The following is a 25,191-nucleotide window of genomic DNA, read 5'->3' as shown; positions in this document are numbered from 1 at the left end:
GTCGAAAGCGTCCCCGCAGACACCCTCGACGCGTGTGTTCACGCGGCCCCGCGCCGCCGCCGAGCGGGATTCACCCGGGTCGGCCGCTGAGGATCCGGTTCACGAGGTCGTCGGTCAGTGCGCCGAAGCCGGTCGCCGCCCACACGCTTTCCTCTGCGGGTACCTCGTAATAGGGCACCGTGCGGCCGTCGTGCTCGGCGGGCAGCACGCTCGGCCGGCCCCGCTTGTTGACCGCGCGGGCGCACGCGGTGCACAGCGGGACCTCGACGGTGCGGCTGCCGCCGAACTCCCGCCACTGCACCGACCGCGTGCCGTTGCCGTGCAGCGGGTTGGCATAGCAGGGCCGGCGCGGCTTGTCGCGCCCCGCCAGCGCGTCTTCGGCCAGATCCAGCAGCACGAGTACGCCGGCCGCGTCGGCCAGTGCGGGCCCCTGGGCCTTCATCCGGTCGTGGACCCGCGCGGCGGCGTCCCGCGCGTCCAGCGCGCGCGACAGGTGGCTCTCGGACACGCCGGTCGCAGCGCTGAGCCGCTCGCCGAACTCGATGAGGTCGCGTTCGCCGCGCTCCACCAGGGATTGGAGCCGGGCGCGGTCGGCATTGTCGAAGGCGGCGTGCTGGGGAACCGCCGCCGAGGCGCCGCGGCGCCGCAGCACGAAGAGCCCGATGATGGCCATCGCCGCCAGGAGGAGCCCTAGGGCGGCGAGGCCGGCCCACAGCACCCACAGCGGCAGTCCCACCCGCCCGGTCGCGGGCGGGGGGTCGTCGTCGGCCGTTGCCTCCTCGTAGGCGGCTGCGGGGTCCTCGGAGCGGGCCGCATCCAGGGCCGAATCCACCCGGTCGGCGATCGAGACCCCCTCGTCCGGCCGATGGACGGTATCGGAGGTCATGGCGCCGTAAAGGGCCTCGTCCGCGGCCTGCGTGCCGAAGTCCGCGCCGACCAGTCGGCCGTCGAGGACCTGCTCGTAGGCCAGCATGTGACGCGTACCCCGGCCCATGCGATCGTTCACAGCACTCAGCAGCGCTTCGGGATCACCGTCCCAGGCGTCGCCCGGGGCCAACGGGATCACGATGACGTACAGGTCGAGCGGCCCCTCCTCGATTCGTCCGGCGATGCGCTCGCGCTCCTGCTCGGGAAACGCCGTGTCGTAGGCCGGGTCCACGTGGACCGGGGACTCGGCCAAGGACTCGGCCACCTCCTCGGCCGGGGTGAGAGCCGAGTCGCCGGCTTCTGCGTCCGGGGAGGCCGCAGCGGTGGCTGCAACCGGTTCGAACAGCACCGCCAGCAAGGCCAGCACGGAGACGGCTACGGTTCTAGCTGACATGGTGCTCTCCCCTTCTTCGTGGATCGGATCCGGCCGTTCGTCGGGTTGGAGGCGCCCCGCAAGCGCCGGGTACGGCTGCCGCGGTGGAGCCCCCGACGGCTCACGGAGCCGGGCCGCCCGGCACCCCGCCGCGACGCGACTCCCGCGCCGGCGGATCAGCGTGCTGCGGGCCGTGTCTCGCGAAGGTGCGCCCCACCAGGGTTCGACCCCCGTCACCTCGGCTGTTCGACGTCTCCATCGGGACGTTCCTTCAGCAGTTCCCCGACCAGTGCGGCGGGGTCGTCGGCGCCGAAACCGTGGCGGATCCACGGGTCGTCCGGATCGGCGTCATAGGCGTGCGCGGTGCCGCCGGACCGCAACCGCAGCACGCGCGCGGAACGCGCCCCCGGGCTGAGTTCCGAGCAGCGCGCGCACACCTCGCCCTTGCCGCTGCGGCCGACCGGGGTCCGCGTTCGCTCGGTGGCCCACGGGTGGAGCGGGTTCACCCCGCACGGCTCGAACGGGGCGGCGCGGGGATCCTCGGCTTCGGCCAGCGTCCGCCGCGCCAGCACCACCACCCCCAGCAGGTCCAGGGTCCGGGGTCGGGCTTCGGCGGTCAGCAGGGCGGCGTCGGCCTGAGGGAGCAGTGCCTCGGGAAGCGCATCTTCACCCCGGGCCAGAAGAGCGCGCAGCCGTGCGGTTTCGCGCCCGGCAAGGCGGCGCAGGACGCGGTCGCCGACGACGGTGCCGCCGCCGCGCCACACCCGGCGGGCGTACAGCAGCACAATGCCCAGGCCGATGGCGGCGGGCGCCACGAGCAGACCGAACACCAGGAATCCGGGCGCCACCCCTTCGCTCCAGTAGCGTTCCATGCGCGGTGCCGGAACGCTCGGCTCCCGGTCGGCGAACCCCGGGGTGTACGAACCGCCCGGTGTCAGCTCGACATCGTCGAGCGCGGTGACGGCCCGGCTCAAGGCGTCGGCCGGGGCTGCGGCCTCGGCCTCCCGCATCGCGAAGTCGAAGGAGAAGCCGGCGCCCAGGCCGTATGTGGCGGCCCCGACACGGGTGGTGTCGCCGCTGACGCTGCCGGCGACGAGGTAGACGCCTTCGCGTTGTGCCACCGCGGCCAGCGCGGCTGCGAGCACCTCGTGGTCGCCACCGGACTCGTCTTCCTGAGCCAGAGGTACCACCGCCGCGTAGACCGGTACCGGCGCGCCGCCGAACTCATCTGCGGCGCCGTCCAGGCCCTCGCGCGGCAGTCCGACCAGCGGATCGACGTACAGGGGATCGTCGCCGAGCGTCTCGACGATATGTTCCACGCGCCCGGTGGAGAGCACGTAGGGCTCCTGCATCCGGGCCAGCTCTTGGGCGTCGGGCTTCTCGTGGTCACCGGTGGGAGCCGCTGCCACCCACATCGCGGGGGCGCTCACCACGACCGCGGCGACGAGCACGGAACCGGCCCCCACCACCACCGCCGGACGCAGCCGGCCGCGGCGTGCCGACCGCACACCCCAGCACACGCCGACGGCCACGACGGTCCCGCCGACGGCTCCGAGCAGGAAGCCGAGGGATTCGGGGCCGCCACGCCGACTGGGGTCCAGCCCCGCGAAGGCGTCGGTGCGGAACGGCCACGGCCGCTCGCGTTCGGCTTGCAGCTGCTCGGCGGCCGAGGGATCCTTCAGCGCCGCGACGAGCACCTCGGCCACCTCGGTCGCGGGGGTGTTGTAGTCGAGATCGGGGTCGGTGAGCGCCACGTGCCGGGCGCTGCCCGTGTCGGCGTCGGTCCCGTAGGACTCGACTTCCCGTACGGTTCCCTGCGGTTCGAGTACCGCATACACCCCGTCGGCGCCCAGCCGGTCGTGCAGCGCAGGGGCGATCTCCGAGCCGACCTCGAGGAACGGGGTCACCACGACGTAGTAGGGCAGCCCCAGCTCGCCGAAGGCGGTGTGCAGCCCCTCGGTCATCTCCGCAGGCGTCAGCGGTCCGCCGGAGGCCTGGTCGACCACGACCGCGGCCCCCTCCGGCTCCTCGGCGAGCCGGTCGGCGTAATGCTGGGCCGGGGTGGCGGGCGGCTCGACGTCGGCCCGCGCCTCACTCGGCAGAAAAGCGAGCACGGCGAGCACGAGCAGAGCGGGCAGGGCAACCAGCCGCCTGAAGGAGGGGGTGGCGTCGATCACCGGGGTATTGTAGCCGCTCGTCGCGACCCGCCCCATCTGGGACCGTCGCGCCGGCTCGGGCATGGGGCTGCTCCTTCCTGACCGGGTTCGGCCACCGGTGTGGGCCGGCCGGGCGGCCCGCGGATGAGTACGTGTGCTCACACCCGTCCGCGCCGGAACGCCGGGCGGTTCCCACCGCCGCACCGTCGCAGACGGTTCACTCTCCGTCGGTCGCCCCGATTCCGGGTGGTGCTAACCTCCCGACGCGGGCCGGCCGCGGTTCCCGTACCGGGAGCCGGGCAGGTCTCCGGCCCGCCCACGAACGGAGGGCGGAGGACGGATGGGTTTTCTGACCGCGGTTGCGCTGCTGGCCTTCGCAGCTGTCCTGGTGGCGATGCGGTCCCGCGCGTCCAAGGGCGAACCCGCCTCCGCCCGGCAGCGGGCACTCGCGACGCTGCTGTTCGTCGCCGGGGCGGCGGGGCTGCTGTTTACGATCCTGGTGTAGGCGAAGACCGGTGTAGCCGAAGACCGGGAGCGGGCTGCGGGTAGGGAGAACGACCGGGGAGGGCCCGTGGAGCGAGGGGCGGGAGTGCTGCTGATCGTCCCGGGAGCCGGGTTCGCGGCCCTGCTCGCATTCACCACTGCCGCGGTCGTCGCCCACCGGGCCGCGCGCCGCAGTGCCGCCGAGCGGTGACCGACGCGCCCGGCGCGGCCTGGTGGAGGACGGCCGGATCGATGCCGTGATCGGTATCGGCGCCAACGTCTTCTACGGCACCGCGATCCCGGCCTGCCTGGTCGTTCTCCGTGGCTCCGAGCGCCCTGGCATTCGCCCCGACGGACGGATACGCGTCGTCGACGCGAGTCAGGAAGTGGTCAGCGGGCGCACGCGGAACCGGTTGGAGCCGCGCCGCATCGAGAAGATCGCTCGGGTGTGCGAGCGCGGTGCCGAAATGGAAAGCTTCTCCCGGGCGGTGCCGGCCGCCGAGATCGCGGAACGGGACTTCAACCTCACCATCGGCTGGTACGTGCAGGAGCCTTCTCAGGGGGCGGGCTGCTGGACGTGCAGGCTGAGGTGTACGGCGGCGAGCCGCGTTCGGAGGTGGAAGCGAAGGCTGGGATGTTCCACGCCTTCGGTATCGATCCGGCTTCCCTGTTCGCTGACCGCGACGAGTCCTACCTGGACTTCAGCCGGGAGCGTCCCGAGCGCTCCGAACTGCTGGAGCGGTTCCTCGAACTCCTGCTGCCGCACGCACCGCTGGACGAGTACGAGCGGTGCGGAGCGTTCGCGGAATGGTGGGCCGAGTACGCCGAAATACTCCGAGACCACGATTACATCACCGGATCGGTGCATGCCGTCGGCCGCCTCGACGGCTTGGGGCACGCTCTGCGCATCCGTCTCACCAAAGTCGTTTCCGCCCGACGGGGACAGCTGGTGGACTCCTTTCCGGAGGTTGCGGACCGCTACACCGTCTCCTTCAGTGAACTCCAGCAGCGCAGCGAAGATGCTTCGGCGGCGATGAACGACCGGCTCGCCCAGCTCGGATTCCGTCGGTCGGTGGACTAGTGCGGTTGTCTGCCGTCGAGGGTGTCTGTGCGGACACTCTCGACGGCGACTCGGAATCAGCGGCGTCCGCGGGAAGCGGCGGAAGCCGCGTCAGCTCTGCGTGTTCTCCAGGTGGCGGCCGAGGTAGCCCACGTAGACCGTGCCGGTCGCCGCTGTGGCGTCGTGGTAGTACAGGCGGGGGCTGATGCTGCGGTAGGACCCGATGCGGAAATGGGCGTCCATGTATATCCGCTGCTCGGCGGAGATTTCGGGCGGAACGGGCAGCATCCGCGCTCGGCGCATCCGCGGGTGCTTGCCGACGGTGTCGCTCTCCCGGGCCGCGTGGGTCTGCGGGCCGACCGTACGGAAGCCTTGGGGGGCGTTGCTCAGGTAGGTGTGCACGTTCCCGCTGAACGCGCCGTCGTCCTTGCACCGGGCGTAGTCGTCCAGAGCCAGCAGCACGTCCCAGGCGGTGACGGCCCACGCCCCCAGGCCTTCGTTGTTGGCGAGCTCCTGCACCGGCTTGTCGTCGCCGGTGAACCGCACGTACCGCAACTCGCCGGACCGCAGCCGCTCCAGTACGTCCATCAGCGACTGCGGGCGCTGACCGCGTGCGTCCTCGGACGGTTGGGAGTAGGCGGCCTCGGCGGCGCCGTGCTTGACCAGCTGGGTCTGCAACCACCGGATCCGTTCGCGGGCCTGGCTCAGCTCGTCCACGGCGATGGCGTGCTCGGTCTCGGTCTCTTCGAGGGAGGCGCGGGCGGCGGCCAGGTCGTCGTCGGCGGCGATCCAGTAGCTCTCCGCGCTGTCCAACTGCCGCTGGAGCTTCTCCTGCTCGCTGGAGGCGTCGCGCCCGGCGGCGGCCAGCCGCTCCAGATCGGCGACGCGTTCGGCGGTGACGGCCGCCGACCCGAACAGGTCGGCGAACAGCCGCTCGACTCCGGGCGGCAGCGGGCCGTCCACCGGCTCGGGCACGTGTCCGCCGGCGCCGTTCCCGGCCGGATCGGTCTGCCCGGCCGGCAGAGCGGGATCCGTCTGTTCGGCCGGATCCGCCGGTGCGGGCGCCGGGGGAGCCCAAGCGGTGGGGGAGGAGGTCGGCGGCAGCGCTCCTTCGGCGCGTACCAGGGCGCGGTCGGCGCTGCGCAGCTCCTTGGGCAGGCTCCGCTTGAGGGCGTGGGCCCGCATGGCGTTGCCGATGACCCACTGCAGCCGCGCGTCGATGCGCTCGCCTTCGAGCGCCTGGTTGATGGCGGTCGTGGACAGCATCCGGTGGCGACGGCCGTCGGCGGGGTCCTCCCGGCGCACGTCCGGAAGGAACGTACGCAGCGTTCCCGGCGGCACGCGGTGGGAGTCCGGCAGCAGCGCGTCCAGCTCGGCCTGGGCCTGCTCGTCGAGCCAGTAGCCCGCCTGCAACCCGGCGGACTGGTGGAGGACGCCGGCCACCGCCTCGCCCCACCGCTGCGGTGCCACTCCGGCGATCGCCCCGGCCACGACGACGGGGACCGCACGGTCGGGGTCGGTGATCACCGCGTACAGGTCGTCGACCGCCGCGGGATCGCTGCCCGCCACACGGGTGGGGGCGGGGCGCACGGCCGCCCGGCCGTCGACGGCGTCGACGGCGGCCAGCATGCCGCGCGCCAGTTTGGGCACCGCCGGGGTCGTCCAGGTGGTCTCGTTCCCGGCCGCGGGGTCGGGCCGGGAGCCGACGTCGATCCACACCCGCTGGCCGCCTTTCCCGCGGCTGTGGAGGGCCCGCGCCGCGGTCAGCGTGGTCGTCGACACGCGGCCGTTGGCGGTGTTGGCGGTGCGCAGCCGCAGGAGCGCGCGCTCGCCGTCGTTATGGCCGACCGTGGAGAGTTCGACGCCGTCGCCGACCCGGTAGTGCCCGCCGACCTCCCACTCGTGGTCGCCGAACCAGGGCTGGCCGCGTAACCAGGTGCGGAACTCGCGCTCGGCGAAAGCGACGGCGTCGACGTCCGCGGGAACGGTGAAGATGGCGCGGTAACCCGGTGTCATGGGCGTCACTCCCGGCTGCGCATATGGATTTTCCGGGCTGTTTACCATGCGTGGCGCCCGAGCGGGAGGTGGCCGCGAAGCCAGGTACCGATCTGTCACCGTGTGCTCCGGCGCTCCGCTTGCCGTGCACGGGCCACGGCGCGTCCTCGGCCCGGTGCGCTCGGCCTCGACCCGCCTTCCTCGGGCCGAGCCGGGCGCGCCTCGCGGGTTCCCGCACGGCCTGAACCGGTTCACGGGCTGTTGACCGCCCGGATTCGGGGGATTGTTAGCCTGACGAAACCGCAGACCGGTCGCGGTTCGCTGGACGGGAGCCGGAACACGTCGCCGGCCTGTGACCGTTCGATCCTCTCCCGACCCCGCGATCCCCCGGACCAGATCGGCAGGTGGTCCCGCCCGTGTGGATGGTTCTCCTCTACGTCGACCCCGTGACCGTCGCGGCGGCCGTCGGCGTTCTGCTCGCCGCCGCGTGGGCGGTCGCGCGTGTGATGCGGCCGCGGCCGCGGGCGGCGGCGGTGGCGGCTCGGGTGTGCCTGGTGTGCGCCGCCGCGGTGTACTTCGCCGTGCTCGTCCAACCGGCCGACGGCGGGTGGGCGGCAGCGGGGGAGCGGACCACCCGCGTCGAGTGGAACCCGCTTGCGGGCTACCTGCAGGAGTTCGCGCCGCCGGACGATTCCGTCGTGCAGACGGCCCGGGACCGGAGCTTCTACGTCGGCCTCCGCGAGGACCTCACCCGGGAACAGGCGCGGGAGGTCGTGGCCGAGGAGGAAGAGGCCGACCGGAACGTGTACGCCTATCGGTTCGAGATCGGCGGGCAGGCCGTGTGGCTGGGCGGCGACGGGGAACCGATCGGCGAGCAGAAGCGGGAGTTCCTGGTGCAGACCGGGAGCTACGGCGTCGACCCCGACGACTACGCCCCCGCCGAGAGCGCCTCCCTCGTCTACGAGGAGCTGGTCGTCAACCTCCTGCTGTTCGTGCCGGTCGGCATCGTCGCGGCCGCGGCGTTCACACCGGCCGCGGCGCGGTTGGGCACCGGAGCGCTGCTGTCGGCGGGCGTCGAGACCTCCCAGCTGATCTTGGGAACGGGAGGCGTCGCCGGCACCGGAGACCTGATCGTCAACGGCACCGGGGGTGTCCTCGGCGCGGGCGCGGTGATGGGGTTCTCGGCGCTCGCCGCCCGCAGGGGCGGGAGAGCCCCGCGCGATGCCGACCGGGCGGGTGCCGGCGGGACGAGTCCGGTCCAGCGCACGGGCGAGGCGCGGCACGGAAGCGCCTGCGATCGAGGGAACGTGTGAGGCGGATATGGACCAGTTCGGAGCGCTCGCCATCGCCGCGGTCGGCCTCGCCCAGACATCCGGAATCGCCCACTTCATCATGTACGCGACCGCGAACGGTTCGCTGGCCCGGAACTCGGCGATCGGGCTGCGGACGCGGGCCACGACGTCCTCCGACGCCGCCTGGGACGCCAGCCACGCGGCCGCGGCGCCGTGGCTGCGGGCGTGTGCCTACAGCGGCTACGCCGCCGGCGCGCTGACGGTCGCGGGCACGGTCGCCGCGGCTGTCGCGGGCGTGCCGCGCCCGGGGGCGCTGCTGATCGTTCCGGGAGTCGGGTTCGCGGCCGTCCTCGCTCTCATCGTGACCGCGGGGGTCGTCGCCGACAGGGCCGGGCGCGACGCCGATCCGGGCTGACCCGGCGCCGGCGGCGGTGCAGGGCACTGCCGCCGGCGCTGGGAAACGTCGGCGGCAGGTGGCATCCTCGAGGATGTGACCGGTAAACCTGTTGCAGCGCAGCGCCTGCGCGACCTCGCGCGGCTGCGCAGCGTCCGCGACCGGATCGACCGTGAGTACGCCCGACCGCTGGACGTCGCGGCACTGGCCCGCGGCGTGCACATGTCGGCCGGGCACCTCAGCCGCGAGTTCCGGTCGGCGTTCGGTGAGTCGCCCTACTCCTACCTGATGACGCGGCGCATCGAGCGGGCGATGGCGCTGCTGCGCCGCGGCGGCCTCAGCGTCACCGACGTGTGCTTCACGGTCGGCTGCTCGTCGCTGGGTACGTTCAGTACGCGCTTCACCGAGTTGGTCGGGGTGCCGCCCAGCGTCTACCGGGACCGGGCGGCACGAGCGACGGAGGGCATGCCGCCGTGCGTGGCCAAACGGGTCACCCGGCCGGTCAGGAATCGAGAAGCGCCGGCCGCGGCGCCCGACCTAGCGTGACCACTATGGATATCAGCATTCACGCGAGCTTCCTTCCGCACGACGACCCCGACGCCAGCCTGGCCTTCTACCGCGACACCCTCGGCTTCGAGGTCCGCAACGACGTGGGCTACGGCGGGATGCGCTGGATCACGGTGGGCCCCGCCGGACAGCCCGACACCGCCATCGTGCTGGAGCCCCCGGTGGTGGAAGGGTCCGGCATCACCGACGAGGAGCGCCGCACCATCGCCGAGATGATGGCCAAAGGCACCTATGCCGGCCTCAATCTTGCCGCGTCCGACCTCGACGGCACCTTCGCGCGGCTGGAAGCGGCCGCCGACGCCGAGATCGTCCAAGAGCCCGCCGACCAGCCCTACGGCGTGCGCGACTGCGCCGTCCGCGACCCCGCGGGCAACCTGATCCGCATCCAGCAGCGGCCCTGAGCGGCCCCCGGTAGCACCCGGCGGCACCGCGGTGCGCGTCGCCCGGCCGGCGCGCACCTGCGGCCGGGACCGGGGCGGTCCGGGCGGTCCGGCCTTTGCGGCCGAAACGACGGCGTTTCCTACGAGTGGACGGAGGCACCACGATGACCACGGCCCCGAGCGCGGATACGCAGGCGTCCGCGCCGCACCCCGCCGACAGCCACGACCTGATCCGCGTGCACGGCGCGCGCGAGAACAACCTCGACGACATCGCCGTCGAGATCCCCAAGCGCCGGTTGACGGTGTTCACCGGTGTTTCCGGGTCGGGTAAGAGCTCGCTGGTGTTCTCCACGATCGCCGCCGAGTCGCAGCGGATGATCAACGAGACCTACAGCGCGTTCCTGCAGGGCTTCATGCCCAACCTCGCGCGCCCCGACGTCGACGTCCTCGACGGGCTGACGCCCGCGATCATCGTCGACCAGGAGCGGATGGGTGCCAACGCCCGCTCCACCGTCGGCACCGCCACCGACGCCAACGCGCTGCTGCGCGTCCTGTTCAGCCGGATCGGCGACCCGCACATCGGCTCGCCCAACGCGTTCTCGTTCAACGTCGCATCGGTCCAGGCGTCGGGGATGATGAAGCAGAACGACGGCAGGGCCGAGAAGGTGACCTACTCCCGCACCGGGGGCATGTGCCCGCACTGCGAGGGCCGCGGTTCGATCTCCGGTTTCGACGTGGCGGCGCTGTACGACGACAGCCTGTCGCTCGGCGAGGGTGCGCTCACGGTTCCCGGCTACAGCATGGACGGCTGGCAGGGGCGCCTGCTGCGCGGCGTCGGCCTCGACCTGGACAAGCCGATCCGCGACTTCTCCGAGAAGGAACTGCACGACCTGCTCTACAAGGAGCCGACGAAGATCAAGGTCGAGGGCGTCAACCTCACCTACGAAGGGCTGATCCCCAAGATCCGCACGTCCATGCTGTCCAAGGACCGCGATGCGATGCAGCCCCACATCCGCAGGTTCGTCGACCGGGCGGTCACCTTCACCGACTGCCCCGAGTGCGGCGGCACCCGGCTCAGCGAAGCGGCCCGGTCCTCGCTCATCGACGGCGTCAGCATCGCCGACGCGTGCGCGATGCAGATCAGCGACCTGGCGGCGTGGGTACGCGGCCTCTCCGACCCCGGGGACGCCTCCCGCGCCCGCAGCGGGGACGGCCACCCGCGGGCGGCCGTCGCACCGCTGCTGGGCACCCTGGCCCACACCCTCGACTCGTTCGTGGAGATCGGGCTGGGCTACCTCTCGCTCGACCGGCCCTCGGGCACCCTGTCGGGCGGCGAAGCCCAGCGCACCAAGCTGATCCGGCACCTGGGGTCCTCGCTCACCGACGTCACCTACGTCTTCGACGAGCCCACCATCGGCCTGCACCCCAACGACATCCGGCGGATGAACGACCTGCTGCTGCGGCTGCGGGACAAGGGCAACACGGTGCTGGTGGTCGAGCACGAGCCGCAGACCATCGCGATCGCCGACCACGTCGTCGACCTCGGCCCCCGCGCGGGCACCGGGGGCGGCACCGTGTGCTTCGAAGGCACCGTCGAGGGCCTGCGCGGCAGTGACACGCTCACTGGCCGCCACCTCGACGACCGGGCCCGGCTCAAGGAGACCGTGCGCAGCCCGACCGGGAAGCTGGAGATCCGCGGCGCGAGCGCGCACAACCTGCAGAGCGTCGACACCGACATCCCGCTCGGCGTGCTGTGCGTGATCACCGGCGTCGCCGGCTCCGGCAAGAGCTCGCTGGTGCACGGGTCCGTACCCGAGGACGCGGGCGCGGTGTCGGTCGACCAGGCGGCGATCCGGGGGTCGCGGCGCAGCAACCCGGCGACCTACACCGGCCTGCTCGACCCGATCCGCAAGGCGTTCGCGAAGGCCCACGGCGTGAAGCCGGCGCTGTTCAGCGCCAACTCCGAGGGCGCCTGCCCCACCTGCAACGGGGCCGGTGTGATCTACACCGACCTGGCGATGATGGCGTCGGTCGCCTCGCCGTGCGAGGAGTGCGACGGCCGGCGGTTCCAGGCCGAGGTGCTGGAGTACCGCCTCGGCGGAAAGGACATCAGCGAGGTGCTGGCGATGCCGGTCGCCCAGGCCCACGCCTTCTTCGCCGGAGGGCAGGCCGATCGGGGCGGACGGGCTGGGGAGGCCGCCGGGGCCAAGGTGCCCGCTGCGGCGAAGATCCTGCAGCGCATGGAGGACGTCGGGCTGGGTTATCTGACCCTGGGCCAGCCGCTGACGACGCTGTCGGGCGGCGAGCGCCAGCGCCTCAAGCTGGCCACGCACATGGCCGACACGGGCGGCGTCTACATCCTCGACGAGCCGACCACGGGCCTGCACCTGGCCGACGTGGAGCAGCTGCTGGGCCTGCTGGACCGGCTCGTGGACTCCGGCAAGTCGGTGATCGTCGTGGAGCACCACGAGGCGGTCATGGCCCACGCCGACTGGATCGTCGACCTCGGCCCCGGAGCCGGCCACGACGGCGGCCGGATCGTGTTCGAGGGCACGCCCGCCGACCTGGTCGCCGCCCGCTCCACCCGCACCGGCGAGCACCTGGCGGCCTACGTGGGGGGTTGACGGGGGAGGGGAAAGGCGGGGTCAGTCGCGGCCGCGCCCCTGGAGCACGCGGTGGCGCTCGCCGCCCGCGGCGATGGCGGCGGTCATCGCGGCGATGAGCGTGACCCAGGTGCCGGTCGGATCCTGCTGCACCAGCGCCGTGATCGGCGCACATACCAGCATCCCCGCCACCGAGGCCCACATGACGGCCTCCCACACGTTTACCGGTTTGATCACATCGGCTCCTTCCTGCACTCAGCCGTACTCGCAGCTATCTTCCCACTGAGACGCGGGAATACCGCTTCGAGTTCCGAGCCCGGTGGTCCGGACTCGTGTAGCGAGCGCGTCTGCAGGGGCGGTCCCGATGGCGAAAGCGGCTCCGACGGCACGTTCGGCGCGGATGCGGTTGGGGGCGGGCGGGAATCCCGTCGTGCGCCGAAGCGCGGTGCTACCTTGTAGTTCGAGAAGTCCGAATAGTTCCTTTATGCGCCGCGTGCTCGCTGGCGTCGGTCGGTGTGGAGGCAGCTGATGAATCCAGGCGAGTGGAACCTCGATCCCAAGCGCCTGCTGTCCGAGGTGCCCAAGCGGCGCCGCCGGGTGACCCGAACGTCTTCCTTCCGCATTCGCGTCACGTCCTCGAAACCGCCGCAGCCGCCCGAGGGCTGCTGGACCCCGCCGGGCAAGATCGGCGACTGGATGGACCCGAAGAAGCACCGCTGACCGGCCGCGGGAGCGCCCCGCGCCTCCGGCCGCCGCCTCGCCCGCCGCGGCCGGGGGCTCCTGCTGCAGGCGCCTGAGGCCCGCCCGGCCGCCGGGGTCGCGTCGCGAACCCGCCGCCACCGTCATCGCCGGCGACGATGAATCAGTCCCGCTTCCACCCGGTATGACCGGATTCGGCCATGCCCGGCCGGCCTCAGTTGTGACGGTCCGGTTCCTCCTCGTCACCAGCCGTTGCGCTGCGAGGCTGAACGATTTCGGGGGCGCGGGGAACTAAAATCCGGGCATAACGGTCATTGTGGTTTACGTTCGTGCTTGTTAAAATCTCTTGCGGTTGAATTTTGGATAATTCGGCTTCTTTGGCACGGAAAGTTGGCGGTGGGTTTTTAGTCGCTTCTGTTCGACGTTGTTGGATCGGCTCTGACTAATTGTGTCCGAACCGGGGGTGGAGTCGATCTGGGCCGCAGCGCCGCAGGAGCGACCGGCTGTGCGGGTAGCAGTCCAACGGAAGGAGTGCCAGTGAATTTTTTGCTTGCCGTTCCGATTCTCGTTTTCGGTGCCGTTATCGTGACAAGGAGGTATGTGGTCGGCAAGCGGGCAATCCGGGTGTCGGCCGCTGAGAACGCCATCACCGTGGTGCTCTTCGTGGCTGCGCTCGGAGCGCTTGTCGCGACAATCGTGATGTAGCGTGGCCGACTGGGCACCCGCTGGGCGCCCGGCGCTTCACCCGCTACGAAGCCGCCTGACCCGGACGTCTTCCTCACCGGTGTCAACGAGCGCGCGGGTTTCACCGACACAGAACCGGAAATCGGGCATAACCTCGCGCTCGGTTTCCGTGCGGGGCCGGCGCCGGCGGCGGGAGCATCCCGGCGACGGGCGAACAGGTCCCCACCCGGGCCGGACGCGCCGGCCCGAGCGGGGGCCGCCGTCAGACGGCGGCCGGTGCGCCCTTCGGGTGCACCCACACCTGCTGGGGGTGGTGCATCATCCAGCTCTCCACCGGCACCGCGGCCTCTTCGGCCCCGCGCCCGGTGTCCAGGGCCAGGTCGGGGAAGCGCGCGAACAGCCGCGGCAGGGCCACGTTGAGCTCCAACCGCGCCAGCGGCGCCCCCAGGCACAGGTGGGGACCGTGGCCGAACGCCAGGTGGCCGCGCGCGTCGCGGCCCACGTCGAAGGCGGCGGGCTCCTCCCAGGGCTCCGGGTCCAGCGCCGCGGCGCCGTAGGCCAGCAGCAGCATCTCGCCCTCGGGCACGGGCACCCCCGCCACCTCGGTGTCGCAGGTGGAGAACACCGCCGGCAGCAGACTCACCGACGTGTAGCGGCGCAGGACCTCCTCGACCGCCGTCGCCCACTCGACGTCGCCGCCGGTGACGCGCCTCAGCTGGTCGGGGTGGGCCAGCAGCGCCTGCACACCGTTGGCCAGCGTGCCCATCGTGGTCTCGAAGCCCGCGATGACCAGCAGGACGAGGTTGGCGGCGATCTGGGTGTCGCCGAGCCGGTCGGCTTCCTCGGCCGCGTCGTCGGCGGCGGCCAGCGCGCTGACCAGGTCCTCGCCCGGGTCGGCCCGCCGCTTGACCACCAGGTCCTTGAGGAAGGCGTTGGCTTCGGCGTAGACCCCGGGGTCGCTCAGCTCGAACACGCGCCGGGCGATGTCGCCGAGGACGGGGGCGTCCTCGTCGTCGACGCCCAGCAGGCCCACCAGCACGCCGACCGTCAGCGGCCAGGCGAACCGGTCCTTGACGTCCACGCTGTCGTCCGCGGCCATGTCCGCAAGCAGGTCGTCGGCGAGCTTCTCCACCCGCGGCCGCAGCGCCTCCACCCGCCGCCGGGTGAAGTGCGTCTGCATAGGCTTGCGCAGCCGGGCGTGCGCGGCGCCGTTGGCGGTGAGCAGGCTGCCGATGGAGCCGCCGACCAGGCGCACCAGGGCGCTGCCGGGGTCGACCTCGCCTTCGCGCACCGCCCGCCAGTTCTGCTGGGCACCGCCTCGCACGAACGTCCCGGTGCGGTCGGCCAACACGGTGCGCAGCGCCTCGTGGTGGGTGACGGCCAGGGCGTTCACCCCGGCCAGATCCACCGCAGCCACTGGCCCAGCCGCATGGAGAGCGTGTGCGGTCGCGTCTCTGTCGAGGTCTCGGGGGTCGATTGCGATGCGCTCAGTTGCCACGGGGCTCCTTCGTAGATGCGATCGGTGGGGGTGAAGGCGACGCGCAGGGATTCCACGCCGCTGAGCCGGCCTGCGGCCACCCCCTGCCACTGCTCGTCGACCAGGACCATGTCGGGCAGGCGGCGGTCGATCCGCTGCACGGCCTTCTCGGCGATGGCCAGACCCAGGTCGCGGCCGGCACTGGGGCAGGAGTGCGGTCCCATGCCGAAGATCATGTAGGAGCGGTTGGTCTCGGTGTCCAGGCGCTCGTCGCGCCGCAGCAGCTGCTGGGCGGGGCCGAAACCCATGACCAGGCAGTCGCCGGCGGCCACCCGGTAGCCGCCGACCGACGTGTCGCGGGTGGCGAAGCGGCCGATGAGGGTGTGCATCGGCGGCGCGTGCCACAGGCTGGTGTTGACCGCCTCGCGGACGGTGCGCCCGGAATTCAGCTGCACCAGTTCGTTCTTGCGGCCCAGCAGCAGCCACATCGCGTGCGCGACGGTGTGCGCGGCTGGCTCGTGGGCCGCCGCGGTGATGAAGGTGAGGTGGTCGCGGATCTCCTCGTCGTCGAGCCCGGCTGCGACGAGTTCGGAGACCAGGTCGTTGCCGGGCTCTTCGCGGCGGCGCTGGGCCAGGGCGGTCATGCGGCGCTGCATCTGGGCGTGGACGTGCAGCGCGTCGTCGGCGCCGTCCCACACGCGCCGCTGGGCCGAGCACACGGCCACGCCCTCCTGGGCGTCCATCCCGTACAGCCGGCACAGCACCAGCAGCGGGACCACGCTGGAGTAGCGGGTGACCAGGTCGGCGCGGCCTTCGGTGCAGAAGGTGTCGACGACCCGGTCGACGACCTCGTCGACGTGGGCCATGACCTGGTTGTGGGAGATGTTGGACAGGGCGCGCACGACGATGTCGCGGTAGTACTTGTGGTCGGAGCCGTCGACGTTCCACACGTTGCGCCGCTTGGTGTAGATGGCCCGCATCGGCGACCTCTCCGGGATGACGCCGTTGTGGAAGTCGCGCCAGTGGTCGACGTCGCGGGCGAAGGTCTCCGGGTCCTGCATGACCTGCTGGTGCACGTCGAGCGTGAGCATGAGCCAGGCCGGAACCCCCTCGGCCAGGAAGACGGGCGCGAGTCCGTCGGGGTAGCGCTCCAGGAGCCGGTCCCACAGTGCCTGTGGATCGGCGAACGCTTCGGGATCGTCGAGCCGGACTGCGTCGGTCGGATGCTGGATCGGGTGCGTCATCGCGTTGCGGCTCCGTGCGGAGGGGGAGGGGGAGGGGACCTGAACCGCAGCTCGGGCGGCGTCGCCGCGGGGTGGGGACGGCGCCGCTCTGAGCGGTTCGTCGACGGTCGGTATCGGCGCAGGAGTTTTCGGCTTCTGTTCTCCCGGGCACCGGCACCGCGGCGAAGTCTGTCGAATTCTCCGGCTTTTGCGCAACCCCGGAGATCGAATACTCGGCTATCGACCAGCGAGAATGCGCTGGGTAATAGGGTTGACACGGGTATTTTCCCATTCTTCGGGACAGGGCGGCGGGCGGGTCGCCTGCAGCGGCGCGCTCCGCCCGCGGTGCCGGGGATGCGGGCGGGCACCGCGGCGCCCGCAGCGGGGGCCGCATCCGGGGCGCAGGCGGAGCGAAATCACCGGTGAAAACGCCGGTGGTGCGCAGCTGGAGCACTGATCCCGGAGTCGCTCATTCGACCGAGACTTCATGGGTACCGGTCGAATGAAACGCGGTGTAAAGGGCGCTTATAACACGGCGGCGGGGCCGTCGGAAACAGGGGTGAGCGTGGCGAGGGCCACTCCGGGCGGCGGTAGGCCCAGAGCGCCAGTGCCGTGGTGTCGGCCATGCGCGGCACCGGACCTGCCGGCAGCGTGCGCAGGTAGGGGTCCCAGGCGCGGGCGCGCTCCTCGGCCACCCCGACACCGAAGTTCAGCAGGCAGGCGTTCATCACGGCGACGACGGTGATCTGCGCCGTCGCCAGGGTGGCCGCTTGCGGGTCGCCGGCGATCGCTCCGTCGGCAACGACGAAGAACAGCATCGGCACGGTCGGGAAGGCGGCGCGAAGCCCAAGGCGATGGGGCGCGGGCGGGCTCCAGGAAGAGCAGGCGGGCGTGCTGCACGGCGAGTGTCATCGGGACGCCTCCGGGGGCCGGCGCCGGGCGCGGAGGGCGGCGCGCACGTTCCGCCGGTGGGCGGCCGACCGCGCCGCGGCGGCACAGGCGGCGTAGCGCTCAGCGCCGGTTCCGAGCCGGGGCGGCGCGGGCTGTGCGGTCCGCGGCGGCCCCGGTGGGCGGGCGCATCGGCGGTCGGCGGCGCAGGGCGATGCAGGTGCAGCCGCGGCGCCGACGGCCGCGGGGGAGCGGCGCAGGCGGATGCTCCACGGACGCGGGTCCGGGGGCGTGTGCGGGGCTCGGTGCGCTCGGCGAGTCCCACGCGGCTGCCGAAGGGGCGGCGAGGCGCCGGTCACCGCCGGATCCGCACCGCTGCTCACGGCCAGCCCGCCGCCGATACGGTCAAAACCGCGGAGGGTGCGATACCTCATACTGGTTCCGCCGGATCCGCGACCCGCAGCGGACATCGGGAAATGAGGGCGATATGAGTGTTTTGTCCTTTTTTGCTCGGCTTCCGTGTGCGCGATTCGTCGACGACACGCGTTATCCGGCTACCGCGCGCCCGAATTGTCGGCAGCAAATGTCGCTAAAGCGAAGGTTGTCTGGTTTGGAACGTAGGAATCGGTGCCGAATGAGGGGTTGGCTTCGATTGACCCTGCGTGTCCGGAGTGGGCTACGGTAAGTTCCGGATCACCCCACTGGCCGTCGCACAGGCTTCCCCGGGCCTGCTCGTCCTGCCGTGCAACGGATCAGGGGTTCGATGCGGGACGGGTCCCGCTTCCCACCGCCGACGAGGACCTGATCGATGTCAGCACGTGTATCCGAAAGAAATCCTGCACAGCGCTCGCCGAGCTCGCCGATTCTGCAAGCCGTACTCGCATTCTTCTGCGCGGCCGTAGTCCTGACCGTCGCCTGGTACTGGGTCGTCGCCTCGGTGCCTGCCCAAGCGCAGGTACTGCTGGCCGCGGTCGGCTCCGTGATGGGCGCCCTGCTGGCGGGAGCGGTCGCCGTGGCCACCTACCACGCGGGCCGCGCCGCCGTCGTCCGCGAACGCGCGGAGCGCGCCGAGGAGCGCGTGGCCCAGGCCGAGCACACGACCGCCGGCCTGGAGCACGAACTGCGCCAGTTCGCCCACGACGGCTTCTCCGACCTGCGTCGCCGCATCCGCCAGGGCACGACCACCGACGCCGCGATCGCCGAAACCGCCCAGCCCTCCCAGGAAGCCCTGCGCTCCCTGGTCGTGCAGCTCGGCAAGACCCTGGGCCAGGCCGAACGGCGCGGCGCCGCCGCCATGGCGTCCTGCGCCGGCGCGGCCGCACGCGTCCAGGCGCAGGTGACCAACCTGCTCGCGCAGCTGCGCGAATACGAGAACCGCTACGGCGACCAGGAGGGCATCTTCGGCGACCTGCTGGAACTCGACCACCAGGTCTCCCAGATGGGTCGGCTCGCCGACAGCTTCGCCCTGCTCAGCGGTGGCCGCTCCGGACGCCGCTGGACCAAGCCCATCGTCATGGAAAGCATCCTGCGCGGCGCCATGGGCCGCATCTACGCTTTCCGCCGCGTGCGGATCCACACCACCAGCACCGCCGCCGTCGTCGGTTACGCCGCAGAAGGCGTGATGCAGGCCGTGGCCGAACTGATGGACAACGCCGCCAACTTCTCCGCGCACAACACCGAGGTGCACGTCTATGTCGAGGAGGAGGACACCGGCGTCATGATCACGGTCGAGGACAGCGGCCTGGGCATGCGCCCCCGTGAACGCCGCCGTGCCAACCAGCTGGTCTCCGAGCCCCACGACCTCACCAACCTGCCGGGAAGCCGCATGGGCCTGGCCGTCGTCGGCCGGGTCGGCGCCAAATACGGACTGACCGTCAACTTCCGCCCGTCCTCGCGCGGCGGCACCGGCGCGGTCGTGCTGGTACCCCAGCACCTCATCACCCGCACACAGCAGGACGTATCCGCGCCCCCGCCGCCCCCGGCTCCCGCGACCGCCCGCCCGGCGGTCACGGCCGCCGGGCGGGCGGTCGCGACCGGGGCCGGCGACGGCGCCTCGATCGAGAGCACCGGAGCCCACAGCATCGGAACCGACACCGGCGCGCCCGGTGCTACCGGCGACGACCCCACCGGCGGCTACGAACTGCCCCGACGGCGCCGCGGACAGACCCTGGCCGAGGCCGAACGCCAGCAGCACCAGCAGCGCACCGAGCCCACGCGCGAGCGCCGCGACCCCGGCACCCGCTTCGCCGCCTTCCGCCGGTCCGGCACCCGCGGGCGCGACACCGACCCGGACGACACCACCCCGTGATCGGCCGCCTCGATCGCGGTCCCGACGGCGCCGGGACGGCGCCCGTGCGGAGCCCGCGGCCGCGGAGCGTTTCCCTCGGGCGGCGCAGCGCCCGTTCGACTTGAACAAGGAGTGGCACAGATCCCCATGAGCACAGCAGACCGCGGCCTCGACTGGCTGCTCGAGAACCTGCTCACGAAGACACCGGGCGCCCGGCACGCTCTCGTGCTGTCCAGAGACGGGCTGAAGATGGTCTTCACCTCCCAGCTCGACGACGACCGCGCCGACCAGCTCTCCGCCGTCGCCGCCGGGATCCAGAGCCTGTCGCTGAGCGCCTCCGCCGACTTCGGCGACGGCAGCATCACCTCCGGTCAGGCGATGGTGGAGTTCGCCGGCGGGGTCCTGCTCATCGTCCCCGCGGGCGCAGGCGCCCACCTGGCCGTCGTGGCCGAGGAGGACACCGACGTCGGCGTCGTCGGCCACAACATGAACGAGCTGGTCGAGCAGATCGGCTCTTACCTCACCGCCGATCCGCGGCCTCCGCAGTACAGCGGTGGTCCCGCCTCATGAACCCCCGACCGATCGACCACGAGGATCCCGATCGCCTCTACACCGTCACCGGGGGCCGCAGCCGCGCGGACGAGGGCGTCTTCGACAGCGTGACGCTCATCGTCAGCGAGTGCGACCCCAAGGCGGGCATGCAGTCCGAGCACATGCGGATCCTGCGGATGTGCGAACGGCCGACCGCGGTCGTGGAGATCTCGGCCGCCCTCGGAATGCCGGTGAGCGTCGTCAACATCCTGCTGCGCGACCTGCTGGACATGGGGCGGATCACCGTCCGCCACCCGACGTCGGCTTCCTCGGACGCGCAGGCGCACACCCCCGCCCCCGAGACCCTGAAGCAGGTGCTCGATGCACTCCAACGCCTCTGAAACCGCCCGTCCGCCCTCCGGCTACCAGGAACCCGCCCCGCTGTCGGCCGACGCCCAGGACGCCCTCAAGATCGTCGTGGTCGGCGGATTCGGCGTAGGCAAGACGACCATGGTGGGAGCGGTCAGCGAGATCCGGCCGCTGAGCACCGAAGAGGTCATGACCGAAGCGAGCGTAGGCGTCGACGACCCGTCCCGCGTGCGCAGCAAGACCACCACCACGGCGGCTTTCGACTTCGGCCGCATCACCATCACCGATGACAAGATCCTCTACCTGTTCGGCGCGCCCGGGCAGGAGCGGTTCTGGTTCCTGTGGGACCAGCTGTTCGCCGGAAGCCTGGGCGCCGTGGTGCTCGTGGACCCCCGGCGCGTGGAGGAGTCCTGGTATGCGATCGACCGCCTGGAGGCCCACGGGACGCCGTTCGTCGTGGCGATCAACCGCTTCGAGCCGGGACCCGCCCTGGAGGCGCTGCGCGAGGCGCTCGACCTGTCCGCCGAGGTTCCGCTCGTGGAGTGCGACGCCCGCAGCAGGGAGGACTGCAAGGCCGTGCTGATCAGCCTGGTCCGCCACCTCAACACCGTGTACGCACCGTCGCCCGCCAGGGAGGGCACGCCGTGACCAACGACCCCGCCTCGTCCGAGCCCGCTCGGCAGCCGGCACCCGCGCCCGCCTTGACCGGATACCCCGATCACGACCAGGCCGTGCGGTTCTTCGGTCCCGACATCGCCGTGGACCCCGCCACCCTTTACCACGACATGCGGTGGCGCTACGGCCCTGTCGCCCCGATCCTGCTCGACCACGAGATTCCGGCGTGGTTCGTGATGGGCTACCGCGAGGTCCACTACGTCACCAGCAACCCGCAGTGGTTCGCGCGCGACTGCCGCCGCTGGAACATGTGGGACCACATCCCCGACGACTGGCCGCTGATGCCCTACGTCGGCTGGACCCCCTCGGTGATGTTCGCCGAGGCCAACGAGCACCAGCGCCGCGCGGGCGCGCTCGGCGACGCGCTGGACGAGGTCGACCGCACCGAGCTCGCGCTGATCTGCCAGCGGGTGGCCGACGAGCTGATCGACGGGTTCAGCGGCGACGGCCAGGCCGAGCTGGTGGCCCAATACGCCCACCAGATCCCCGCGCGCGTCGTCGCCGAGCTGTTCGGGCTGCCGCTGGCCGACGTCCCCGGCCTGGTGAACGATATCCTCGACTCGCTGGACGTCACGGGCAACGCCGCCGAGGCGCACGGGCGGGTGCAGGAGCGCATGCAGCGGCTGGTCGCCGACTCCCACGCCCGCCCCGGCCAGGACGTGCCCACGCGGCTGATCGAGCACTCCGCCGGGCTCACCGACGACGAGATCGTCATCGACCTGCTGGTCGTGATGTCGGCCGCCCAGGCGCCCACCGGAAACTGGATCGCCAACACGCTGCGGCACATGTTCGTCGACGACCGCTTCTCGGTCAGCCTGCAGGGCGGGCGCAGCAGTGCCGTCCAGGCGCTCAACGAGGTGCTGTGGCGCGACACCCCGACCCAGAACTTCATCGGGCGCTGGGCGGCGCAGGCCTGCGAACTGGGCGGGCGCCGCATCAACCGCGGCGACTTGCTGGTGCTGGGCCTGGCGGCGGCCAACGCCGACCCGCGGGTGCAGCCCGAGGAGCAGTTGGACTCCGGCGCCAACCGCGCGCACATGTCCTTCGGGCACGGCGAGCACGGGTGCCCGTTCCCGGCCCCGGAGCTGGCCGAGGTCATCGCCCGCAACGCGGTCGAGGTGCTGTTGGACCGGCTGCCCGACATCGAACTGGACGTGCCCGAGGAGAAGCTGGAGTGGCGCCCGTCGGTGTGGATGCGCGGACTGTACACGCTGCCGGTGCACTTCACCCCGGCGATCCCGATGGACGAGCGGACGCCGTAGGAGGCCGCGCGGGGACCGCCGCACCACGGACTTTCGGGGGCCGCTGCGGGCAGCGGCCCCCGGAGTCGTTCCGGCGCGGTCGCGAGGTCAGACGCCGGCCGAGACCGCGCTCCGCGGCGTGAACTCCACCGGCACGTCGGCCGGGCCGCGGGTGAAAACGCCCTGCTCTTGGGCCGAGTAGCGGTCGGCCAGGCGGGCGTCGGGCATCGCGTCCAGCAGCATGTTCGCCGCGACCTCCACCTCCGTCTCGGCCAGCAGCGCGCCGACGCAGAAGTGCCGGCCCAAGGCGAAGGCCAGGTGCCCGGCGGCTGCGGTGAAGGCGGTGGAGGCGTCGATCTCCTCGCGGAAGACGTTGAAGGCGTCGGGGTCGGCGTAGTGCTCGGGGTCGCGGTTGGCCGCACCGATCAGGCACGTCACGGTACTGCCCGCGGGGACCTCGCCGCCGCTGAAGACCACGTCCTCGGCGGGCTGGCGCATGATCATGTGCACCGGCGGGCTGTGGCGCAGCGTCTCGGCGAAGGCCTTGGGGATCAGCGAGCGGTCCTGGCGCACCGCCTCCAGCTGGTCGGGGTGGCTGAGCAGGTTGGCGAACATCGCGGCCAGCGCCTTGTCGGTGGTCTCGCCTCCGGCGGCCAGCAGCAGGCTGCAGAACGCCTTGATGTCGTCGTCGCTCATCGAGGTGCCGTCGATCTCGGCCTGGCACAGCGTCGACAGCAGGTCGTCGCCGGGGTTCTCGCGGCGTTCCCGGATGATCGGGATCATGTACGCGGCGAACTCTTCGCGGGTGCGCAAGCCGTCCGCCGCGACGTCGGGGTCCTGGGTGAGGTTGCCCAGGAAGGCGATGATGCTGGTGTACCACTTGTGGAACCGGTCGTGGTCGGATTTGTCCAGACCCAGCATGTCGACGATGACGTTGATCGGGAAGTGCGTGGCGAACTGCGACACCAGGTCGACCGAGCCGTCCTCGCGGAAGGTGTCGATCAGCTCGCGGGCGTTGCGCTCGATGACGGGGCGGAACTTGTCGCGCAGCTCGCCGCCGCGGAAGGCCGGTGCCACCAGGGCCCGCCGTGTCGCGTGCTCGCGGCCGCTGAGCTGGAGGATCGTGCGGCCGTGCACCGGTTCCAGTTGCCAGTCGTAGTTGGCGGTGGTGAACACTCCGTCCTTGAACGCCCGCTGGACGTCCTCATAGCGCGAAACGATGTAACTCTGCATCGGCTCGTGCCAGATCAGGGGGGCCTCGTCGCGCATGATCCGGTAGGCGGAATACGGATCGGCGTTGAACTCCGCAGAGACGATGTCAGGAATGCCCGGAGTGTCCGGAACTGTGGTCATAGATGCGCCTCACTGATGAGGGGGCGGCGGTCGGCTCGTCCCAGGGTAGGGATGTGATTCGCCATGATCCAGACGTAAGAGCGGAGAATGTGAGGTCCCGCCCAAAGTGCTACATCACAGCAGTTCACTCGTTTATCACTCACCGAATCGGGGGAATCGGTTTCCGTCTCGGGTGGGCCGGGACGGGTAGAATTCGTTTCGGTCATGCTCTGATTGCACGGAACGCCCGATCCGGCGCCCTGCGGGCGATTCGGCCGACCGCCCCGGCCGCGGGAACCCGCCCGGTCCCCGTCGCCGGAAGCGAGGGCGAAGCGAGGGCGGCAGGTTAGAGAATCAGCAGGTCAGGGTCCTGGAATGTGCGGTGGGCGGGTGCGCCGACGAGTGATCCGCCGTTGTGCCGCCGATTCCGACCGCACGCCAGGGTGCACCGATACCGCATTTCCGGGTGCCCGTTACATCGACCGGAAGTCCGCGTTCTACAGTCGGCGGTGAGCCGACGTCCGATTCGGCCGGGTACCGTCCCGGCGAACCGCCCGGCAGCCCGCAGTCGGCCGCACCCGTCCCGCACCCCGTGAAGGAACACGCCATGCCCCTGCCCTCGGCACTCCGCCGCGACCGCTTCCGCTGGATGCGCCGCATCGACGAGCTCGACCCCGAGACCGACTTCCGCGAGATCTACCGGATCTCCGTGGGCTATGAGCTGCCCTGGGACTACAACCGGGCCCTGGAACTCGCGCTGTACCGCACCTACTGCGTCCCCTCCATCTCGGCCCTGCTGGACGCCACCGGCGAGTTCTCCCGCTGCGGCCAGAAGCGCTACGACGACACCTCGATCCTGATGAACGAGATGACCGAGCACGGCGTCGACTCCGAGCGGGGCCGCCAGAGTCTGCGCAACATCAACCGGATGCACAACCGCTACGACATCTCCAACGGCGACATGCTCTACGTGCTGTCGACCTTCGTCTTCGAGCCCATCGACTGGATCGCCCGGTACGGCTGGCGCGACCTGACCGAGGCCGAGCTCCGGGCCGGCTACCTCTACTACCGGGAGGTGGGCACCCGGATGAACATCCGCGACATCCCCGCCGACCTCGACGCCTTCCGCGAATTCAAGAACGCCTACGAGCGCGAGCACTTCCGCTACGCCGACACCAACGCCCGCGTCGGCCAGGCGACGCTCGACGTCTTCCGCAGCTGGTTCCCGGCCCCGCTGCGCCCGGCCGCCGACGCGGGCGTGCGGGCGCTGCTGGACGACCCCATGCTGGAGGCGTTCGGCTTCTCCCACCCGCCGCGGTGGCTGCCCCCCGTCGTGCGGACGGCGCTGCGCATGCGGGCCGGCGTCGTGTCGCAGCTGCCGCCGCGCCGCACCTCCAGGCTCGCCGCCGACCCCGGCAACCGGACCTACCCGGGCTTCCCGCACGGCTGCGACCTGGCCGGCGTCGGAGCCCCGGAGCCCGTCGGCATCGACGAGAAGTGGCTGCGCAAACCCACCCGCGCAGACTGACGGACACGCGCCCCGGAGATTCGGTGC

The 25,191-nt window shown here is 71.6% G+C and carries 24 protein-coding genes and 1 pseudogene; 17 read left to right on the top strand and 8 right to left on the bottom strand.

The features are described from left to right. Positions 1-70: 70 nt before the first annotated feature. A complete protein-coding gene (locus tag HNR25_RS05675) occupies positions 71-1,321 on the bottom strand; it encodes a hypothetical protein (RefSeq protein ID WP_184633672.1) in 1,251 nt (416 codons plus the stop codon). A 212-nt stretch (positions 1,322-1,533) separates the two neighbouring features. Beyond that, a complete protein-coding gene (locus tag HNR25_RS05670) occupies positions 1,534-3,540 on the bottom strand; it encodes a hypothetical protein (protein WP_184633671.1) in 2,007 nt (668 codons plus the stop codon). A gap of 256 nt (positions 3,541-3,796) precedes the next feature. On the opposite strand from HNR25_RS05670, the gene HNR25_RS05665 reads away from it, so the two are divergent. The 4 genes and pseudogenes from HNR25_RS05665 to HNR25_RS25670 all read left to right on the top strand — a co-directional run bounded on the left by HNR25_RS05665 (position 3,797) and on the right by HNR25_RS25670 (position 5,020). Further along, positions 3,797-3,961, top strand: a complete 165-nt coding sequence (locus HNR25_RS05665) for a hypothetical protein (protein ID WP_184633670.1) — start codon at positions 3,797-3,799, stop codon at positions 3,959-3,961. Positions 3,962-4,027: 66 nt separating this feature from the next. Beyond that, positions 4,028-4,150 carry a hypothetical protein gene (locus HNR25_RS26410; RefSeq protein WP_281387474.1) on the top strand — a complete coding sequence of 41 codons (123 nt, stop codon included), beginning with the start codon at positions 4,028-4,030 and terminating at the stop codon, positions 4,148-4,150. Then, positions 4,134-4,481 (top strand): annotated as a pseudogene (locus HNR25_RS27020) (N-6 DNA methylase); the annotation flags it as partial. The gene HNR25_RS26410 and the pseudogene HNR25_RS27020, both read left to right, overlap by 17 nt. Positions 4,482-4,516: 35 nt before the next feature. Then, positions 4,517-5,020, top strand: coding sequence for a hypothetical protein (locus HNR25_RS25670; protein ID WP_246463525.1), 504 nt, complete (start codon positions 4,517-4,519; stop codon positions 5,018-5,020). A gap of 90 nt (positions 5,021-5,110) precedes the next feature. Here HNR25_RS25670 and HNR25_RS05655 read toward each other — a convergent pair whose 3' ends face one another. Next, on the bottom strand, positions 5,111-7,015 hold the full coding sequence (locus HNR25_RS05655; protein WP_184633668.1) for a hypothetical protein: 1,905 nt from the start codon (positions 7,013-7,015) through the stop codon (positions 5,111-5,113). A gap of 401 nt (positions 7,016-7,416) precedes the next feature. Between HNR25_RS05655 and HNR25_RS05650 the strand changes: the two genes are divergently transcribed. The 5 genes from HNR25_RS05650 to HNR25_RS05630 all read left to right on the top strand — a co-directional run bounded on the left by HNR25_RS05650 (position 7,417) and on the right by HNR25_RS05630 (position 12,251). Beyond that, entirely contained in the window at positions 7,417-8,307 is an 891-nt protein-coding gene (locus HNR25_RS05650; RefSeq protein ID WP_246464069.1) for a VanZ family protein, read from the top strand. A gap of 7 nt (positions 8,308-8,314) precedes the next feature. Then, on the top strand, positions 8,315-8,701 hold the full coding sequence (locus HNR25_RS05645; RefSeq protein WP_184633666.1) for an SdpI family protein: 387 nt from the start codon (positions 8,315-8,317) through the stop codon (positions 8,699-8,701). Positions 8,702-8,776: 75 nt separating this feature from the next. Then, entirely contained in the window at positions 8,777-9,226 is a 450-nt protein-coding gene (locus tag HNR25_RS05640; RefSeq protein ID WP_184633665.1) for a helix-turn-helix transcriptional regulator, read from the top strand. A gap of 5 nt (positions 9,227-9,231) precedes the next feature. After that, on the top strand, positions 9,232-9,648 hold the full coding sequence (locus HNR25_RS05635; protein ID WP_184633664.1) for a VOC family protein: 417 nt from the start codon (positions 9,232-9,234) through the stop codon (positions 9,646-9,648). 143 nt (positions 9,649-9,791) lie between these two features. Then, the gene (locus HNR25_RS05630; RefSeq protein WP_184633663.1) at positions 9,792-12,251 is read left to right on the top strand and encodes an ATP-binding cassette domain-containing protein; all 2,460 of its coding nucleotides are present in this window, start codon (positions 9,792-9,794) and stop codon (positions 12,249-12,251) included. A 21-nt stretch (positions 12,252-12,272) separates the two neighbouring features. Here HNR25_RS05630 and HNR25_RS05625 read toward each other — a convergent pair whose 3' ends face one another. Next, positions 12,273-12,467 (bottom strand): hypothetical protein, encoded by a 195-nt coding sequence (locus tag HNR25_RS05625; RefSeq protein WP_184633662.1) that lies wholly within the window; start codon positions 12,465-12,467, stop codon positions 12,273-12,275. A gap of 291 nt (positions 12,468-12,758) precedes the next feature. On the opposite strand from HNR25_RS05625, the gene HNR25_RS05620 reads away from it, so the two are divergent. Beyond that, positions 12,759-12,950: a hypothetical protein gene (locus HNR25_RS05620; protein WP_184633661.1), complete on the top strand. Its 192-nt coding sequence runs from the start codon at positions 12,759-12,761 to the stop codon at positions 12,948-12,950. A gap of 516 nt (positions 12,951-13,466) precedes the next feature. Further along, the gene (locus HNR25_RS05615; protein WP_184633660.1) at positions 13,467-13,634 is read left to right on the top strand and encodes a hypothetical protein; all 168 of its coding nucleotides are present in this window, start codon (positions 13,467-13,469) and stop codon (positions 13,632-13,634) included. Positions 13,635-13,875: 241 nt separating this feature from the next. Here the strand turns inward: HNR25_RS05615 and HNR25_RS26760 are convergent, their stop codons facing one another. The 3 genes from HNR25_RS26760 to HNR25_RS05600 form a co-directional block, all read right to left on the bottom strand. Beyond that, positions 13,876-15,030 carry a cytochrome P450 gene (locus HNR25_RS26760; protein ID WP_184633659.1) on the bottom strand — a complete coding sequence of 385 codons (1,155 nt, stop codon included), beginning with the start codon at positions 15,028-15,030 and terminating at the stop codon, positions 13,876-13,878. Beyond that, entirely contained in the window at positions 15,003-16,334 is a 1,332-nt protein-coding gene (locus HNR25_RS05605) for a cytochrome P450 family protein (protein WP_184633658.1), read from the bottom strand. The genes HNR25_RS26760 and HNR25_RS05605 overlap by 28 nt, the downstream gene beginning before the upstream one ends. A gap of 464 nt (positions 16,335-16,798) precedes the next feature. Next, a complete protein-coding gene (locus HNR25_RS05600) occupies positions 16,799-17,131 on the bottom strand; it encodes a hypothetical protein (RefSeq protein WP_221457440.1) in 333 nt (110 codons plus the stop codon). A gap of 878 nt (positions 17,132-18,009) precedes the next feature. Between HNR25_RS05600 and HNR25_RS05595 the strand changes: the two genes are divergently transcribed. The 5 genes from HNR25_RS05595 to HNR25_RS05575 all read left to right on the top strand — a co-directional run bounded on the left by HNR25_RS05595 (position 18,010) and on the right by HNR25_RS05575 (position 22,325). Then, positions 18,010-19,509 (top strand): sensor histidine kinase, encoded by a 1,500-nt coding sequence (locus HNR25_RS05595; RefSeq protein WP_184633656.1) that lies wholly within the window; start codon positions 18,010-18,012, stop codon positions 19,507-19,509. A 126-nt stretch (positions 19,510-19,635) separates the two neighbouring features. Next, positions 19,636-20,058, top strand: coding sequence for a roadblock/LC7 domain-containing protein (locus HNR25_RS05590; protein WP_184633655.1), 423 nt, complete (start codon positions 19,636-19,638; stop codon positions 20,056-20,058). Beyond that, the gene (locus tag HNR25_RS05585) at positions 20,055-20,420 is read left to right on the top strand and encodes a DUF742 domain-containing protein (protein ID WP_184633654.1); all 366 of its coding nucleotides are present in this window, start codon (positions 20,055-20,057) and stop codon (positions 20,418-20,420) included. The genes HNR25_RS05590 and HNR25_RS05585 overlap by 4 nt, the downstream gene beginning before the upstream one ends. Further along, positions 20,401-21,036, top strand: coding sequence for a GTP-binding protein (locus HNR25_RS05580; RefSeq protein ID WP_184633653.1), 636 nt, complete (start codon positions 20,401-20,403; stop codon positions 21,034-21,036). The genes HNR25_RS05585 and HNR25_RS05580 overlap by 20 nt, the downstream gene beginning before the upstream one ends. Then, positions 21,033-22,325 carry a cytochrome P450 gene (locus tag HNR25_RS05575; protein ID WP_376767470.1) on the top strand — a complete coding sequence of 431 codons (1,293 nt, stop codon included), beginning with the start codon at positions 21,033-21,035 and terminating at the stop codon, positions 22,323-22,325. Before HNR25_RS05580 ends, HNR25_RS05575 begins: the two co-directional genes overlap by 4 nt. Before the next feature lie 87 nt (positions 22,326-22,412). On the opposite strand, the gene HNR25_RS05570 is transcribed toward HNR25_RS05575, so the two are convergent. Continuing rightward, a complete protein-coding gene (locus tag HNR25_RS05570) occupies positions 22,413-23,657 on the bottom strand; it encodes a cytochrome P450 (RefSeq protein WP_184633652.1) in 1,245 nt (414 codons plus the stop codon). A gap of 586 nt (positions 23,658-24,243) precedes the next feature. On the opposite strand from HNR25_RS05570, the gene HNR25_RS05565 reads away from it, so the two are divergent. Then, positions 24,244-25,164, top strand: a complete 921-nt coding sequence (locus HNR25_RS05565) for an oxygenase MpaB family protein (protein ID WP_184633651.1) — start codon at positions 24,244-24,246, stop codon at positions 25,162-25,164. The last annotated feature ends 27 nt before the right edge of the window (positions 25,165-25,191 follow it).

Source organism: Streptomonospora salina (assembly GCF_014204715.1).
GTDB lineage: Bacteria > Actinomycetota > Actinomycetes > Streptosporangiales > Streptosporangiaceae > Streptomonospora > Streptomonospora salina.
This window is presented reverse-complemented; position numbering and strand designations above follow the sequence as displayed.

Excerpts from the sequence above, each read along its gene's own strand:
- HNR25_RS05675 (WP_184633672.1), bottom strand. The coding sequence starts at position 1,321 with ATGTCAGCTAGAACCGTAGCCGTCTCCGTGCTGGCCTTGCTGGCGGTG.
- HNR25_RS05670 (WP_184633671.1), bottom strand. The coding sequence starts at position 3,540 with ATGCCCGAGCCGGCGCGACGGTCCCAGATGGGGCGGGTCGCGACGAGC.
- HNR25_RS05665 (WP_184633670.1), top strand. The coding sequence starts at position 3,797 with ATGGGTTTTCTGACCGCGGTTGCGCTGCTGGCCTTCGCAGCTGTCCTG.
- HNR25_RS05655 (WP_184633668.1), bottom strand. The coding sequence starts at position 7,015 with ATGACACCGGGTTACCGCGCCATCTTCACCGTTCCCGCGGACGTCGAC.
- HNR25_RS05650 (WP_246464069.1), top strand. The coding sequence starts at position 7,417 with ATGGTTCTCCTCTACGTCGACCCCGTGACCGTCGCGGCGGCCGTCGGC.
- HNR25_RS05645 (WP_184633666.1), top strand. The coding sequence starts at position 8,315 with ATGGACCAGTTCGGAGCGCTCGCCATCGCCGCGGTCGGCCTCGCCCAG.
- HNR25_RS05635 (WP_184633664.1), top strand. The coding sequence starts at position 9,232 with ATGGATATCAGCATTCACGCGAGCTTCCTTCCGCACGACGACCCCGAC.
- HNR25_RS05630 (WP_184633663.1), top strand. The coding sequence starts at position 9,792 with ATGACCACGGCCCCGAGCGCGGATACGCAGGCGTCCGCGCCGCACCCC.
- HNR25_RS05620 (WP_184633661.1), top strand. The coding sequence starts at position 12,759 with ATGAATCCAGGCGAGTGGAACCTCGATCCCAAGCGCCTGCTGTCCGAG.
- HNR25_RS05605 (WP_184633658.1), bottom strand. The coding sequence starts at position 16,334 with ATGACGCACCCGATCCAGCATCCGACCGACGCAGTCCGGCTCGACGAT.
- HNR25_RS05600 (WP_221457440.1), bottom strand. The coding sequence starts at position 17,131 with ATGCTGTTCTTCGTCGTTGCCGACGGAGCGATCGCCGGCGACCCGCAA.
- HNR25_RS05595 (WP_184633656.1), top strand. The coding sequence starts at position 18,010 with ATGTCAGCACGTGTATCCGAAAGAAATCCTGCACAGCGCTCGCCGAGC.
- HNR25_RS05590 (WP_184633655.1), top strand. The coding sequence starts at position 19,636 with ATGAGCACAGCAGACCGCGGCCTCGACTGGCTGCTCGAGAACCTGCTC.
- HNR25_RS05585 (WP_184633654.1), top strand. The coding sequence starts at position 20,055 with ATGAACCCCCGACCGATCGACCACGAGGATCCCGATCGCCTCTACACC.
- HNR25_RS05580 (WP_184633653.1), top strand. The coding sequence starts at position 20,401 with ATGCACTCCAACGCCTCTGAAACCGCCCGTCCGCCCTCCGGCTACCAG.
- HNR25_RS05570 (WP_184633652.1), bottom strand. The coding sequence starts at position 23,657 with ATGACCACAGTTCCGGACACTCCGGGCATTCCTGACATCGTCTCTGCG.
- HNR25_RS05565 (WP_184633651.1), top strand. The coding sequence starts at position 24,244 with ATGCCCCTGCCCTCGGCACTCCGCCGCGACCGCTTCCGCTGGATGCGC.